This window comes from Exiguobacterium sp. K1, assembly GCF_033721435.1.
GTDB classification, from domain to species: domain Bacteria; phylum Bacillota; class Bacilli; order Exiguobacteriales; family Exiguobacteriaceae; genus Exiguobacterium_A; species Exiguobacterium_A artemiae.
Genome location: NZ_JAOTIT010000006.1, coordinates 144,589 through 158,531, shown reverse-complemented (window position 1 = coordinate 158,531; position 13,943 = coordinate 144,589). Strand labels below are relative to the sequence as shown.

The 13,943-nt window shown below is 48.8% G+C and carries 15 protein-coding genes; 5 read left to right on the top strand and 10 right to left on the bottom strand.

Annotation, left to right across the window (positions count from 1 at the left end):
- Positions 1-3 precede the first annotated feature (3 nt).
- The gene (locus N7U64_RS12985; protein WP_012369209.1) at positions 4-189 is read left to right on the top strand and encodes a hypothetical protein; all 186 of its coding nucleotides are present in this window, start codon (positions 4-6) and stop codon (positions 187-189) included.
- An 81-nt stretch (positions 190-270) separates the two neighbouring features.
- Here N7U64_RS12985 and tnpB read toward each other — a convergent pair whose 3' ends face one another.
- Both tnpB and N7U64_RS12975 read right to left on the bottom strand, forming a co-directional pair.
- Positions 271-1,443 (bottom strand): IS200/IS605 family element RNA-guided endonuclease TnpB, encoded by a 1,173-nt coding sequence (gene tnpB, locus N7U64_RS12980; RefSeq protein ID WP_318930042.1) that lies wholly within the window; start codon positions 1,441-1,443, stop codon positions 271-273.
- Between the two features lie 164 nt (positions 1,444-1,607).
- Positions 1,608-2,132: an NUMOD4 domain-containing protein gene (locus N7U64_RS12975; protein WP_318930012.1), complete on the bottom strand. Its 525-nt coding sequence runs from the start codon at positions 2,130-2,132 to the stop codon at positions 1,608-1,610.
- A gap of 139 nt (positions 2,133-2,271) precedes the next feature.
- On the opposite strand from N7U64_RS12975, the gene N7U64_RS12970 reads away from it, so the two are divergent.
- Both N7U64_RS12970 and N7U64_RS12965 read left to right on the top strand, forming a co-directional pair.
- Positions 2,272-2,856, top strand: a complete 585-nt coding sequence (locus N7U64_RS12970; protein WP_318930011.1) for a shikimate kinase — start codon at positions 2,272-2,274, stop codon at positions 2,854-2,856.
- Positions 2,853-3,149, top strand: coding sequence for a hypothetical protein (locus N7U64_RS12965; protein ID WP_012369206.1), 297 nt, complete (start codon positions 2,853-2,855; stop codon positions 3,147-3,149). The genes N7U64_RS12970 and N7U64_RS12965 overlap by 4 nt, the downstream gene beginning before the upstream one ends.
- 63 nt (positions 3,150-3,212) lie before the next feature.
- On the opposite strand, the gene N7U64_RS12960 is transcribed toward N7U64_RS12965, so the two are convergent.
- The 6 genes from N7U64_RS12960 to N7U64_RS12935 all read right to left on the bottom strand — a co-directional run bounded on the left by N7U64_RS12960 (position 3,213) and on the right by N7U64_RS12935 (position 8,839).
- Positions 3,213-3,542: a hypothetical protein gene (locus N7U64_RS12960; RefSeq protein ID WP_318930010.1), complete on the bottom strand. Its 330-nt coding sequence runs from the start codon at positions 3,540-3,542 to the stop codon at positions 3,213-3,215.
- The gene (locus tag N7U64_RS12955) at positions 3,539-4,594 is read right to left on the bottom strand and encodes a DNA alkylation repair protein (protein ID WP_318930009.1); all 1,056 of its coding nucleotides are present in this window, start codon (positions 4,592-4,594) and stop codon (positions 3,539-3,541) included. Before N7U64_RS12955 ends, N7U64_RS12960 begins: the two co-directional genes overlap by 4 nt.
- Positions 4,591-5,643: a bifunctional transcriptional activator/DNA repair enzyme AdaA gene (locus N7U64_RS12950; protein WP_214767198.1), complete on the bottom strand. Its 1,053-nt coding sequence runs from the start codon at positions 5,641-5,643 to the stop codon at positions 4,591-4,593. The genes N7U64_RS12955 and N7U64_RS12950 overlap by 4 nt, the downstream gene beginning before the upstream one ends.
- Positions 5,644-5,819: 176 nt before the next feature.
- The gene (locus tag N7U64_RS12945) at positions 5,820-6,839 is read right to left on the bottom strand and encodes a copper resistance D family protein (RefSeq protein WP_318930008.1); all 1,020 of its coding nucleotides are present in this window, start codon (positions 6,837-6,839) and stop codon (positions 5,820-5,822) included.
- Positions 6,820-7,395 (bottom strand): copper resistance protein CopC, encoded by a 576-nt coding sequence (locus tag N7U64_RS12940; RefSeq protein ID WP_318930007.1) that lies wholly within the window; start codon positions 7,393-7,395, stop codon positions 6,820-6,822. The genes N7U64_RS12945 and N7U64_RS12940 overlap by 20 nt, the downstream gene beginning before the upstream one ends.
- A 70-nt stretch (positions 7,396-7,465) precedes the next feature.
- Positions 7,466-8,839 carry a copper amine oxidase gene (locus tag N7U64_RS12935; RefSeq protein ID WP_318930006.1) on the bottom strand — a complete coding sequence of 458 codons (1,374 nt, stop codon included), beginning with the start codon at positions 8,837-8,839 and terminating at the stop codon, positions 7,466-7,468.
- A gap of 257 nt (positions 8,840-9,096) precedes the next feature.
- Between N7U64_RS12935 and N7U64_RS12930 the strand changes: the two genes are divergently transcribed.
- Positions 9,097-10,110, top strand: a complete 1,014-nt coding sequence (locus N7U64_RS12930; protein WP_318930005.1) for a hypothetical protein — start codon at positions 9,097-9,099, stop codon at positions 10,108-10,110.
- Positions 10,111-10,182: 72 nt separating this feature from the next.
- Here the strand turns inward: N7U64_RS12930 and N7U64_RS12925 are convergent, their stop codons facing one another.
- Positions 10,183-10,668, bottom strand: a complete 486-nt coding sequence (locus N7U64_RS12925) for a FixH family protein (RefSeq protein WP_318930004.1) — start codon at positions 10,666-10,668, stop codon at positions 10,183-10,185.
- On the bottom strand, positions 10,661-12,040 hold the full coding sequence (locus tag N7U64_RS12920; RefSeq protein ID WP_318930003.1) for a PepSY domain-containing protein: 1,380 nt from the start codon (positions 12,038-12,040) through the stop codon (positions 10,661-10,663). Before N7U64_RS12920 ends, N7U64_RS12925 begins: the two co-directional genes overlap by 8 nt.
- 488 nt (positions 12,041-12,528) lie before the next feature.
- Between N7U64_RS12920 and N7U64_RS12915 the strand changes: the two genes are divergently transcribed.
- Positions 12,529-13,899 carry a copper amine oxidase gene (locus N7U64_RS12915; protein WP_290828361.1) on the top strand — a complete coding sequence of 457 codons (1,371 nt, stop codon included), beginning with the start codon at positions 12,529-12,531 and terminating at the stop codon, positions 13,897-13,899.
- The last annotated feature ends 44 nt before the right edge of the window (positions 13,900-13,943 follow it).

Genomic DNA, 13,943 nt, shown 5'->3' with positions numbered 1-13,943 from the left:
ATCATGGATATGAAAGAGGAAAAAAAGAAAAGCAAGATGCCGTTCTTCGTCATTCTCGTCATCATCATTTTTGTCGCCGTCGCCGCTGCCCTGATTATTTATGTCACGTCAGAACCAAAAGAAGAAACTCTTCAGTTCATGCAAATGACGACGAGTTTCGTCTCGGCTTATCTGCCTGTCGCAAGCTAATTTCTTTTGAACTACCTCCACCTACGCTACGCTAAGAGGTGGAGGATTCCTGAGTTATCCGACCTATCGGTCGAAAAATGATCAGGCTAACCCCGTCGTCCCGACGGTTGAAGAAGCTAAGATACGTTCCGCTTCTCGTTTGAGATTCAGTCCTGCGTTCACGTCCCGGTCGTGGTGGATCCCGCAACTCGGGCATGTCCATTCTCGCAAGCCGAGATGTTTCACGTCTTTGTGTTGATGGCCGCAACTCGAGCAGAGTTGGCTCGATGCGAAGGTCTTTCCGACCTTCACGACGGTTTTGCCATACCAGTCCGCCTTGTATTCCAGCATACGGAAGAACTCTGACCAGCTGACGTCAGAGATGGCCTTGCTCAACTTGCGGTTCTTCTGCATGTTTTTCACCTGCAAAGTCTCGATGCCGATGACGTCGTGGTTTTTGACGATCTCGGTCGATACCTTGTGCAGGAAGTCAGTGCGCTTGTTGACGATCTTCTCGTGGATACGGGCAACCTTACGCTTCTGCTTCTGATAGTTCCTCGCCTCGGAAAGCTTCACTTTCTTGGTCAGGGCGATGCGTTGACGGCGGGAGAGCTTACGTTGTTCGCGCGCCAACTTCTTCTCAAGCGAACGGAAGTAACGGTCGTTTTGGTACACCGTGCCGTCCGACAGGATGGCGAAGTTCTTGAGTCCGACGTCGACGCCGACGGATGAACCGGTCTTCGGCAGTTCGTGAATCTCCTGCTCGACGAGCAGGGAGACGAAGTATTTCCCTGAAGCGTTACGTCGGATCGTGGCGTTCAAGATACGACCTGTGATCTGTTTTGAATGGGCGAAACGTACCCATTTCAGCTTTGGAAGTTTGAGCTTGTTTCCGACGATTGACACTTCAGGAAGCTGATTTTCGCCTTGGATGTTGGTCTTGAACGACTGGACGGGATTACGCTTCGACTTGAATCGAGGACGTTCGTTCTGCTTCTTGAAGAAGCGGTCAAACGCATCGGCAACATGTTTGACGCTGATCTGAACAGATGTGCTATCGACTTCCTTCAACCAGTCAAACTCCTGCTTCAACAAAGGAAGCTCTTTGGAACAAGAACCGTAGGACAGTCCTTTCCCAGTGGTCTTGTATAATTTCTCCCACTTCGCCAGGAAGTGGTTGAAGACGAAGCGCGAGCACCCGATCGTCTTCGCGATCAGGATTTCCTGCTCTTTCGTGGGATAGATTCTGAATTTGTAGGCTTTGTGCTTCAACACCATTTTTCACCTCCCTTAAAAGAAATATACCCGAAAGGGAGGTTGGCGATTCATCTCCCACTTTCACTTCGTTTAGAAGTGGGCGTATTCTCGCCTAATTTTTGATAAAGTAGAAGGCAGACTCGATTGATTCGGGTCCGCCTTTTTTGATATTTGTTTCGGATTCAGATGACATACTGCGCTTCCTTTTTGTCGATAATATTGCGGATCCGATTTTCCGTCACCTGATACGTCAGTGCCAAGCGTCGGATTGACTGTCCTGTTTGGTAACGGTAGCGGATTGCCCGAATCTGTCGGGGCGATAATTCGATGTGTTGACTGAGCAATGATTCGAATTCATCAAGTAATGACGCATATGCCTGGTTCGTCGACGGTTTAACGGTCAAATTGTCGATGTTGTCGTTCAAGCAGTTTCCATCTGCCCGGATCACCCGCTCTTGTACCGCTTCGCCATCAATAAATGTTTTCGCGACAAGTTCTCCGACATAATATCGTTCGCCCCGTCCTTGTTTGTATAACGTCACTTTCCGGTAGCCTTCCTGATTGATCCGCGGCCGTAAGACGACGCCTTTCCGTCGTTGTTTAACTCCCCGGTTCGTCTCGATTGTCCGGTCAAGCGAGCGGACGTTGCCCGCTGTTGACACTTGATACATCCCTTCATATCCTTTAATCATCTTCCAGTGTTCCATATGATCAATGACCTCCATTCGGTCGAAAAAAACAGCAGCATTTCTTACTGTCATTATATCATTTCACGAACAAACGTTCTAATGTGAACACTCTGTTTTTCTATGCTAGTATTAACAAAAAAAGGAAGAGGTGTCAGGGATGAAGTTTGTCATGTTACTTGGTCCGCAAGCCGTCGGCAAAATGACGATTGGTCAGGAACTCGAGCAAAAAACAGGAATGAAATTATTCCATAACCACCAGACGATTGACCTGCTGCATCCGTACTTTGACTTTACGAAACCGGCGCACCATAAGCTGAAGGACTTGATCCGGCGGGAGATGTTCAAAGAGATGGCCGTCAGTGATCTCGAGGGGGTCGTCTTTACGTTTTTATGCCTGTTCGGTGTCGAAGGTGGAGGTCTCGAATTTATCGAGGAGACCGTTCAGCTGTTCGAAGAAGCCGGTGCCGAGGTCTTCATCATTGAACTCGAAGCTGCCCTGTCGACCCGTCTTGCCCGGAATCAGACGGAAAACCGCTTACTACATAAGTTTACGAAACGGGACATTGCCGCGTCGGAAGCCAACCTGCTTGAAACCGCCGAACACTACCGGACGCATTCACTTCCGGGTGAGTTGCCGTATCCGAACTACTTACGGCTCGATACCGAGGGACGTTCGGCCGGCGAAAGTGCCGAAACGATTTGCCGACACTTTAATTGGTCGACGAATCTGGTCGAACGATGAATCAATCCAAGCAGACATATTTGCCGGTTTTCCTGACGCTTGGTTTGCTTCTGTTCAATATGCTGACTTCCTACTTGCTGAGCGGACAATTTTTTCCGAACCTGAGCCTGTGGGTGCCGATCGGTCTCAACGTGTTGGTCGGACTCGGCTATATCGTTTCGCTGGTAATGGGTCTCCGGTCGACAAATAACTACGTCAAATGGTTCAGTATGTTGGCGAACACCGCCTTTTTGCTGTCACTATCGGTCATCACCTTTATGTTATTACTCGCAAACGGCATTTCAGAACCATGATCCGGATGCAAAAAATCGTCTCATCAGAAGCAGCTTTTCTGATGAGACGATTCTTTTTTTCATTCAATGTGTCAAGTCACGACGAAAGACCGGACCGTCCTTATAAAATTCATTCTCAAGCCAAATCTCTGCTTCTCCACCCTCTCCTGTCACGAATGGCAACAGCAACGTCCGCGCGAGATACGCAAGGATGACGGTCAAGGCTTCTCCGATGTAGGCGTCACGGTCGGACGGATCAATTGCGTCATAGCTGAGGTGCTGATCGGTTAACTCAATCGTTGCAAGCTGTTGTTGCGTGTCCCGTTTCTGCAGTGTCCAAATACAGCCGTCCGCCGTATCGGTTGCCTCGACAGATAAGCGGGATGTCGTAAAGTCAGGATGGCGACCGTTCATTTTATTTCCTCCTCTGTCACGTCGAATGGAGCCGTTACGTAAGCTTCTCCGTTGATTAAAATCGTTAATTGATGTGTTCCCGGATAATGGACCCGTGTCGTCAAATTCCGGAACGACTGCCGTTTCGTAAAGCTTTCCTTGTCACGGACCTGTCGTTCGCTGATCCGAAAGACCTTTTGACTCGTCCCACGTTGTTTGACGTAGTCAATCGCATATTCGATTCTGAGGATTTGCGGTTCTGTTGTCATCACGTGAAACGAAAAAGCCAGTTCACCGCCAATCGGCAAGGTCGGCGTCACCGTCAGTTCGTCGACGGTCACTGTTCCCCGCGTGACAAGACCAAATGCCGTCAAGACGTCCCGATGTCCTTGTTTCAAGAGGGTCCGTGACGCATGCCGTAAAATCCAATCCGTATGCGGATGCGTTCCGAGTCGCTCCAGCCGTTCAATGACGAGTTCCGGATTGGTCTTTGCGATATCATTCAAGTGATTGGCAACACTTTTCTGGACATATAACGCATCGTCTTCGAGCAGTGCATCGAGAATTGGCAAGACCGGTCTCGGATCGGCAATCAACGATGGAATCATCTGTCCCCATGGCAAGCGGGGACGGGTTCCTTCTGACGCCAACCGTCGGACATGTTCGTCACTCGACTGACTCCATCGCGTCGCCACCTCTAAAAACCGGTCCTGATCGTCGAGTAAAAACCGACGGACGGCAAATTCCGATGTCGAATGCGGTGTTAATCGTTCGAGCGCCAACATAGCCCGGTCCCAGTCGCCTTCTTCCGCCCGGATTTCAATGTAATCTGGAAAAACGATTCCGGGTAATCCCGGAAAGTCCGGAGCAATCGTCTCGAGCCGGGTCGCCGCCTGTTCAAATTGAGCCGGTAGATGATGCTCCAGTCGGGTCGCAATCCGACGGACCCGTTGTTTAAACGCCAGTTCCTCCCAGTCCTCCTGTTGTACCGTTTTTCTGAAATCGGTAGCGTTTAACGCCTTGCCCAACCGGTCGAGCCACTCGTTCGTAAAGACATCTTTAATCAAACTCATCTATGATTCAATCCCCTTTTCGTCCGTTCTAGTTTGAGTAACGCAGCTTTTCGCGCCAAGCCGCCGGCGTAACCGCCAAGATCTCCGGTCAGCCGGATCACCCGGTGACAGGGAATCAGAATCGCCAGTTGATTGGCACCGTTCGCCCGGGCGACGGCGCGGACGGCTGCCGGATTTCCGACACGGACGGCCAGTTCCTGATACGAAATTGTCTCGCCCGCCGGAATTAAACACAATTGCTCCCAGACCTGCCGTTGAAACGGCGTCCCGTAGAGAACGAGCGGAAGATCAAATCGGTCGCGCGTTCCGGCAAAGTATTCTTCCAGTTGAACCGTCACCTGTTCAAACACCGGGGCGTCGCCGGGAATGATCACAGCCCGGGCTGTCAGCCGCAACCGTTCCACTTCCCGTTCCAGTCCGCGTCGATCGACGAACTCGAGTAAGTGCAGTCCTCCTTCATCGGCAATCGCCAGCATCGGTCCGAGCGGCGTATCGAGCCACTTCGCCTGCAGATAGGCTCCACTCCAACGTTTCGGTGTCTCGCCCAAAATGCGGGCAAAGGCATCGCGGAAACCGCTGCTCGATTCATAACCGCTTGCCAGTTGGGCTTCGATGACCGGTTGCCCCTTCCGGATTTCCTTCATCGCCAGTCCCATCCGGCGTGACCGGGCATATTCGACGAACGTCATCCCGAATCGTTTTTTGAACTGCCGTCGTGCGGTCGAGGCATCGAGTCCCAGTTCACGAAAGTCGGCGTCTTTGAAGCGTTTTTCGGGATTTGCTTCGACCGCTGCAATCAAGCGGGTGATGACCTCACTGTCCCCCGGGTAAGCGAGCGGTTTACAGCGTAAACACGGCCGGTACGAAGCCAGTAACGCCTCTTTCGCCGTCTCAAAAAACTCACAATTCTCCTGCTTCGGTTTCCGTGCCGGACAGGTCGGCCGGCAAAAAATCCCCGTCGTCTTGACCCCGACAAAAAATGTCCCCTCGTACGAACCATCACGACGGACGAGCGCTTCATAATAATCCGTTTCCGGTAAGGTATTCATCACGTGTTCCTCCCCTTCTTTTCCTCAGTATACCGAGTTTGCCGTTAGTCATGTCGCCGAAAATCAGGCACGGATGTTTTCTTCAGAAAAACTATCTTTTAATTTTTAAAATGATCGCTCTGTCACTTCTCCGGACGCAACAAAGCCACCATTCCCGGATTCCGAAGGTGACTGTGCTAGAGCGTATATAACAATCCGATATAGAGGAGGCTGACACCAAGCAGACTGAACAGACTGCCGAGCAGAAACGGCAGGCGTTTTTGATAGGTCAACAGCAACAGTCCGATACTGCCACCACCTGTTAAGAGGAGAACGATGTTCGACCAAAGAATCGGCTTGACTGCTCCAAGAGTTTGCAAATCCGGCGGTTCCAGATTACTGAGTGCTGCTGTCGCAAGAAACACACAACAGAGGATCAGACTCTCAAAGCGTAGACCGTGCCGCGGATCAAAGACCGGTTCCTTCTGTAACCGCCGTTTGACGAGTGTCCCGTTGATAAATGCATAACCGAGCAAAGGAATCAGTAATAAATGTTTCCATAATAAAGCCTGTCCGTACGGGACATTCCAGGCATTACGGTACTCGCTTAACGGAACACTTTGACGCATCACGAAGAAGCCGGTCACGATGACCCCTAAAAACGTCAATTGGGCGAACGGACTGAACCAGCGTAAAAACGACAACCAGTGGTTAGAGTCCCGGGCACACCAACCGATGACGAATACGACGCCAACCCACAACGCCATTAGGCTAAAATGACTGGTCTGTAACACAAGCCCCGGCAGGCCATGCTTCGCTGCGGCGTGACTGGTTCCGGAAATTCCCAGAAACAGCGGGGTTGTCACACCAAGCAGCAACCACCGTTTGATGAGCCGGATTCGTTTCATGAACACGATGATGAGTGCCACGAGTGCTGAAAAATACACCATCAAAAAATACGTACCGATCCGGACATCAAATAAGCTTGCCCGTAACGCTTCACGGAAGGAGAAGTCCATTTCCTGCTGAAAATAAGAATATACACGCCACAACGGAAGGACGGATCCAATTACAATGCTGATGAGAGCGGCACACGCAAGACCGTCTAATGAACCGATTGTCGGTTTTTTATCTTCTGCCACAAACAGAAGCAGGAGCCGACCTGCCCAAAGTGCCCCGCCGATATAGATCAGCAGTTCACTGATGATGCCACTCATGATCGTTTTTGACGACGGAGCAGGAAGAACGTGATGATGATTGCCAAAACCAAAACAGCCACGAGCCAAGGTAAGAACGTCGGGAACAGTCCCGGTTCGACGGTTTCTGTTGATTCAGTTGGAACGATGCTTGATTGGATTGTTGCGGTTCTGGTTTTTTTGCTTCCACTTGTTCGTCCGTCGCATCGCTTGACGCAACAGCTGCTTTTACGTCAAAACGAATTGTGCCTTCGACCGGATGTCCATCTTCCGAAATCAATTTCCAGCGTATGAGATATGTTCCGCTTTCGAGTTTTTGTTGAACGGCTGCACTCCATTCATTACCGATGATCAGGGGTTTCTCAAGTGAAATCACGTCACCTTGAGCTGTTTTCAGTTCGACCGTACTGATTTTTTCAATCGCCGTATCGAAATTCAAACGGACTTTTGTTAAGTCTCCTTTGATGACTTCCCCTTCTGCAGGATTTGAATTCTTTAGACTCGTGTGAGCCGAGACCGAGAACGGCTGAACGACGAATAAGACCAGAATAAACAGCACAAACCATTTGATTTTCATCGTAAACTCCTCCTTTGACCGAAAATGTGTAGAAAAAGACCCGCTGTTTCCAGCGGGTTCGGTTGTCCGATTATTGTTGTGAGCGACGTCCGCGGAGTCCAAAGAATCCGAGGATTGAAGCAGCTGCGATTCCAAGTAATGACCAGAGGATACCGTTTGAAGATTGCGATTCCGCTGTTCCACCAAGACCGGTGTTCGGCATACCAGCCGGTGCGCCTTTGAATTTATCCGGGAACTGACCAACGATGGCTGTCGCCGTTCCTTCACCGACTCCGTACATGTGACCGTATGCTTCACGGATAGCCGGGTACGTTTTGTCATAATCTTTTTCGTTGTAGCTGTTGAAAGCGAGTAACAATTGATCGACGTGGACCTTTAATCCTTCTTCGAGATCTTTTGATTTCAGACGACCTTCTGTAGCAGCATCTAGGAAGGCGGCCTGCTCCACACGGTATTCATCGAGTTCTTTGACGGCCATGTCACGTGCCTGATCGTCTTTCGCACCTGTTGCTTTCACGTAATCCACAAAGTAGCCGATGTGACTCGACCAGATTTTCTTGAATTGTTGCGCGGCTTCACTGCCGTAGACAGAGCCGATCGAGGCCGATAAATCTTCTGTATTGGCATTCAAGGCACCTGCTGCGGCATCAAAGTCCTTCGCCCCATCGATTCCTTTTTGCATCGCGAGTACTGCCAGTGCCGCATGTTCCGAGAAGTTCCGGTTTAATCCGGCACGGAGGTCGGCAGCCGGTGTATCGACTTTCGTATTTTTAAATTTATCCGGATACTGTGTGACAATCGCGCCCGATAATCCTTCTCCGACCATATACATATGCTCGATCGCTTTTCGCATGTTGCTGTAGGCAGCGTCATAATCACCGGCGACGTAGCTGTCGAATGAAGTCAACAATTGCGTGATATGGACTTTTAATCCACCTTCTAGATCTGCTGCTTTCAAGCGGCCTTCCGTCGCTTTATCGAGGAAAGCGGCCTGTTCGACGCGGTATTCATCGAGTTCCTTCAACGCTTTTTGTTTCGCGTCTTCATCTTTAGCGCCTGTTGCTTTCACGTAATCCACGAAGTAACCGATATGACTCGACCAAATCTTTTTGAACGCTTCGCCGGCTTCATCTCCGTAGACGGATCCGACAGCGGCCGATAAGTCATCCGTATTTTGGTTTAGCGCAGTGGCCGCCTGATCAAAATCTTTTTTGCCGTCAATGCCTTTTTGCATGGCGACGACTGCTAAATACGCATGTTCAGATAAAAGCTGATCGAGCGTCGCTCGTAAATCCGATGCAGGAGACGAGACATCTAAGGATACTTTGCCCGAACTGTGTGACATTTTGCTGTGATCTTCATGACCATGGGCACTGACACCTGCTGCCGGAATCAATAATGCGGCACTGAGTGGGACGGCGAGATACGACTTTTTCATCTTCATCTTATGAACACCCCTTTGGTTTTTTGAAGTACACATAGATAACGTAAGGAGTTCACAAATAGTTTTATATTTTTAATTTTTTTATTAAAAATATTTTTGGTACATAAATTTAAAGTGGGTTTGAAAGGTAATGTCCTTAATTATTTGATTTTCACTTACTCGTTTTTCGAAATACAGCCCTTAGATTAGAAAAATTTGATTAAACTCTTGTTAACATCGCTTTTAAACTATCTTTTAAAATGAACAGGAGTGAATTTATGAAACGTATTATCATCGGAGCATTACTGGCCTCCGTCTGTCTCTCTCAGTCGGTCTCATCTGTCGACGCCAAGACAAAACCAAAGAAAAAGGCAGTGACTCAAGTCGATCGGGATCAAAATAAGATTCCGGATTCTTGGCAGAGTAAGTATCATTTAGGATATGGAAAAACCGTAGCGACGGCCGATCGTGACCGTGACCGTCTGACCAATCTCCAGGAGTATCAATTGCAGTTGAATCCGACCAAAAAAGACACAGACGATGACCGGCTGGCTGATGGACAAGAAGATGCAGACCGTGATCGCGTGACGAATCAACAGGAATATCTTGCCAAGCTTAATCCCTTGAAAAAAGATTCGGATCAAGACGGGATTTCCGATGCGGCAGAAGATCAAGATGTGGACAACCTGACGACGGAAGAAGAATTCATTGTCGGCACACAACCGATCCAAGCTGATTCTGATCGAGACGGTCTAAAAGACGGGGAAGAAGATCGAGACAAAGATCAATTGAATAACGAGGACGAATTCGAACTGGGATCAGACCCGACTCATGCCGATAGCGATCATGACGGTGTTCGCGATGATCAGGAAGATGCAGATCAGGACGGCGTCCAAAACAGTCAAGAAATCAAACGAATGACAATCAAGTTGACTAATATGAACAAACAAAAATTCGAATGGCGTTACAGCAGTGAACACCACCGGAACGTATTACGAATCAAGGATGAGATCGGCATCAAGGATGTTGCTACGTTACGTGAACGGTTAACGCTGACTGCCTCGATGACGAAAGAAGAACTCTTAGCACAGGTCACTCAAGCCTTACAACTTCCGACGCCAATCAAAAGCTTACAAGTCGAAGTCAAGTTCATGAATGGCCATGAGATGGAATCAGAAGATGAATCATCGGATGATGATGGACAATCCGATGATTCCGGAGATGACGACGAGTCGGATGATGATTCAGACGATCAAGGGGATGACCATGGATCTCACGGAGAAGACGATTAATCTAATCTCTTGCCCACAAAAAAACAGAACGTCGGATTTTTGATCCGTCGTCCTGTTTTTTTGTCTTATTTTTTAATGATGATGCCCGCTGCTTCCACCGGCAGGTTTGGCACCGCCCTGTAAGATTTTTAAATCGTTGGCGGACAGTTGACCGACAATGAATTGCCGTGTCGGCATAATCATCGCTCCGTTACTGCTGGCATGGACCTTGATGTAATACAGACCTTCCTTCGGCAATTTCTTCTCAATCGAGTAAACTCCCGGTTTCGTTTCATCTGCCGGTTCCATACTGTACCGAAGTGTTCCATCTGCTTTCCAGATTTCAAAATGGACATATTCCGCTTCTTTAACTGCTTTTTGATCCTGCCACAGTGTTGCTCCGAATCGGTACTGTTTTTCCTGATCTGCTTTCAGTACTTTCGGAATTTCAAACTTTACAGACAGCGGTGCTGAGACTGCGTAATGTTCTGCCGCGTCAGACGTAACACTACATCCTGCAAGACCGGTACTGGTGACAATCAGTCCACTTACTAAAAGACATTGGATGGACTTACGCATTCAAAAACCTCCTTAGAACCGGAATCCGCCGGATGATGATGAAATCCACCAGCCAGACCACAATTAACGACAGACCAACCAGCGGGAACAGGACACCGAGGATAATCAGCACGAGAATAAACCACTTGATGGATTTCGCCGGCGGTCCTTTCGGTGCCCCCATCCCTTTGCCCGGTTTCCGTTTCAACCATAGATAGAATCCACTGACCGCAACGAGGATGATTCCAAGACAAATCGCTAAACTGATCAATTGATTGATCCAACCGAATTCCGTTCCTTTGTGCAGCGTGATACCGAGTGCAACGATTTTACCGACAAGCCCGTAATTGTCAAAACGGTAATCCGCTAAAACAGCACCGGAATATTGATCGAGATGAATCGTCGCTTCATTTTCCGCTTTCGCCGGATACGCCGACAGTGTGTAGACGCCTGCCGGATCACTCGGAATGCTGATCGTAAAGCTTGGGTCCATCCCCTGTTGTTTGGCGATTGATACAATGTCATCGATTGATGCCGGAACAAGTCCTTCGACGTTTGATTTTGGAACGTCAAGCGTCTCGGCCGCCCACGGGACTTCTGCGACATCTTTCGTTTGAACGGCTGATACCGGAGCCTCCCCTCCCCAAATCGATGGTGGATAACCAAGTCCTTGATTGGTGGCAACTGATTGGAAATTGGCGCCCCAAAAACCGGACCACGGCAATCCCGTCAAAATCAGGAATAACATCCCGGCCGTAATCCAAAATGCCGGCACCGCGTGCAAATCACGGCGAAAGATTTTTTTCCCTTGGCGCAGACGCGGAATCAAGATACCAGCCCACCCTGTTGATTTTTTACGCGGGAACCATAAAAATAATCCTGTTACGATTAAGACGATTGCCCAGCAGGCAACGAGCTCAACAATCCGATCTCCGATTGTCCCGGCCATCAGTTCGCCGTGGATTTCTTCGACTTTATTCATGATCCGGTCATCATCCGCCAGTTCGCCGATAATTTTTCCGGTGTACGGATTGATGAAGACCGTCGACGAGGCCTCTGCCGTCGCAATCTTCACTTCACTCGACCGTGCATCGGTTTCTCCGGGGCGGTACTTCGTAATACTTGCGTCCGGATAGTTTGCTTTGACAGCATTGATTTGTGCCGTCGCTGAAATCCGGTCTTCTTGCGGACTCACTTCATAATATTTTTGATACAAGACGTTCTCGATTTGCGGTTTGAATAAGTAGATTGATCCCGTCACGGCCAACATGACGAGAAATGGTGCAAAGATAATTCCGGCATAGAAGTGCCACCGCCAGATCGTACGGTAAAAAGATGCTGCGGAGCGGTTCTCCGCCTTCTGTTCTGTTCCCCTGGTTTCGAGTTGATTCATGTTCAATCCCCGCTTCTTCATTAAGTAAATGTCCTCATGACCATATGTAAGATGAATGATAATGGCACATGTTTTGTCATAAGTCCGCTGTCTTATTCTACGTCTTCTGCTTACTCCTCACCCCTTCAGTGATTTCAGTTTTCCGTACATCCGCGAAAAATATGTCCAGCTTGTGAACGCTCATTAAGTATAAGCGGTTACACAATTCGCGGACCGCTGACACTATGGCGATTTTTTGCCAATCCGGTGATATCTCTGCGTGTTAATTAAGTAGTTGATTCGTTAAATTCCACATAATGATTTCGTACATATAATAGGAAAACACTCAGTTTCTTTGCAAGTGAGTTAAATGATTTTGAATTTTTTTCATATTTTTTAATTTTTTTCAAATCCAATTCCAATCCGGGCGCGTATGCTGTTCAGAACGATGCAGACAACAACTACCAAATATACAAAAACAACACCCAAATTTGAGAGGATGAGACAAGATGAAAAACACGAAAAAATTCGCAGCAACAGCCATGGCAGCAGCACTCGTATTACCAGGAACGGCAGCATTCGCTTCCGGTGGCGGAGACGACATGAAACATGAGGAGAGCGCGAAGAACGTCACGGTCAAAACAAAAGCCGCTGACCTCCGTGCAACACTCGATCAGTTACTCTCGGAGCACTTTGTGCTTGCCGTCATGGACATGAAAAAACAATATGACGGATCAAAAGATGCGAAGTATTATGAAGCCGCACTGAAACAGAATGCACTCGACATGACACCGGCAATCGCTTCTGTCTACGGCGACGAAGGTGCAAAACAATTCGAAAAAATCTTCGTAGCCCACAACAAATACACAACGGATCTCGTTAAAGCTGTAAAAGCGGATGACCAGGACGGCATCAACGCGTCGAAAGCAGAAACAGAAGAGTTCGTACAGGACCTCTCGAGCTTCCTCGACACTGCAACGGAAGGTAAACTGCCGAAGGCAGCAGCGGAAGAAGTTCTCCGTGCCCATGAAGCAGACGTCTATAAAACATTCCAACAATATGCAGCCGGTGACTACGAAGGATCGTACAACACGTTCCGGGAAGGCTACAGCCGCATGTATGATATCTCAAAAGCACTCTCCGTCGCGATCACAACACAAATGCCTGAGAAGTTCGACAACACGAAAGCCGATACAAAAGCAGCTGACCTCCGGTCAACACTCAACAGCCTCGCAGCTGAACACGTGGCACTGGCGAACATCAGCATGACAGCGGGCGTCGATCAAGCGAAAGACTACGATGCAGCGAACTGGGCAGAAGACATGCACACAGCTGACTTCAAAGCGGCTATGAAATCAGTCTACGGTCAAGCGGGCGCGGATCAATTCGAGCAAGTTTGGACGAAAAACCACATCGAAGCGCAAGCAAACCTCGTCACAGCAGCGATCAACGACGACAAGAAATTGATGGGTGATGCGCAAGACATGCTTAAAATGTTCTCGAATGACTTCGGTGCGTTCCTTGGCGCAGCAACAGAAGAGAACCTTCCGACAAAAGCAGCACAAGAAGCAATCTCTGGTCATGAGACATACGTCCAAGATACGTTCATGCAGTATGTCGAAGGCGACTACAAAGGATCAGTCGACACATTCCGTGAGTCGTATGCTTACATGTACGGTGTCGGTGAAAACCTCGGTGAAGCGATTGTCAAACAATCACCTGAGAAATTCATGGATGGTACACCAGGTTCTATGCCGAACACAGGTAACGGCGGCATGAGCGACAACAATACAGCAGGTACGACTGGTGCGATCGCACTCTTCGGTCTCGCACTCGGTGCAGCCGGAATCGTCCTCGCACGTAAACGTCAAAACGCATAAGAATGTACACCTAAACAATAAACATCCCCTTCAGAACTCATTTC

What these genes read in the sequence shown, in the direction of transcription:
- N7U64_RS12985 (WP_012369209.1), top strand. Translation starts at nt 4, where the DNA reads ATGGATATGAAAGAGGAAAAAAAGAAAAGCAAGATGCCGTTCTTCGTC.
- N7U64_RS12975 (WP_318930012.1), bottom strand. Translation starts at nt 2,132, where the DNA reads ATGGAACACTGGAAGATGATTAAAGGATATGAAGGGATGTATCAAGTG.
- N7U64_RS12970 (WP_318930011.1), top strand. Translation starts at nt 2,272, where the DNA reads ATGAAGTTTGTCATGTTACTTGGTCCGCAAGCCGTCGGCAAAATGACG.
- N7U64_RS12965 (WP_012369206.1), top strand. Translation starts at nt 2,853, where the DNA reads ATGAATCAATCCAAGCAGACATATTTGCCGGTTTTCCTGACGCTTGGT.
- N7U64_RS12960 (WP_318930010.1), bottom strand. Translation starts at nt 3,542, where the DNA reads ATGAACGGTCGCCATCCTGACTTTACGACATCCCGCTTATCTGTCGAG.
- N7U64_RS12955 (WP_318930009.1), bottom strand. Translation starts at nt 4,594, where the DNA reads ATGAGTTTGATTAAAGATGTCTTTACGAACGAGTGGCTCGACCGGTTG.
- N7U64_RS12950 (WP_214767198.1), bottom strand. Translation starts at nt 5,643, where the DNA reads ATGAATACCTTACCGGAAACGGATTATTATGAAGCGCTCGTCCGTCGT.
- N7U64_RS12945 (WP_318930008.1), bottom strand. Translation starts at nt 6,839, where the DNA reads ATGAGTGGCATCATCAGTGAACTGCTGATCTATATCGGCGGGGCACTT.
- N7U64_RS12940 (WP_318930007.1), bottom strand. Translation starts at nt 7,395, where the DNA reads ATGAAAATCAAATGGTTTGTGCTGTTTATTCTGGTCTTATTCGTCGTT.
- N7U64_RS12935 (WP_318930006.1), bottom strand. Translation starts at nt 8,839, where the DNA reads ATGAAGATGAAAAAGTCGTATCTCGCCGTCCCACTCAGTGCCGCATTA.
- N7U64_RS12930 (WP_318930005.1), top strand. Translation starts at nt 9,097, where the DNA reads ATGAAACGTATTATCATCGGAGCATTACTGGCCTCCGTCTGTCTCTCT.
- N7U64_RS12925 (WP_318930004.1), bottom strand. Translation starts at nt 10,668, where the DNA reads ATGCGTAAGTCCATCCAATGTCTTTTAGTAAGTGGACTGATTGTCACC.
- N7U64_RS12920 (WP_318930003.1), bottom strand. Translation starts at nt 12,040, where the DNA reads ATGAATCAACTCGAAACCAGGGGAACAGAACAGAAGGCGGAGAACCGC.
- N7U64_RS12915 (WP_290828361.1), top strand. Translation starts at nt 12,529, where the DNA reads ATGAAAAACACGAAAAAATTCGCAGCAACAGCCATGGCAGCAGCACTC.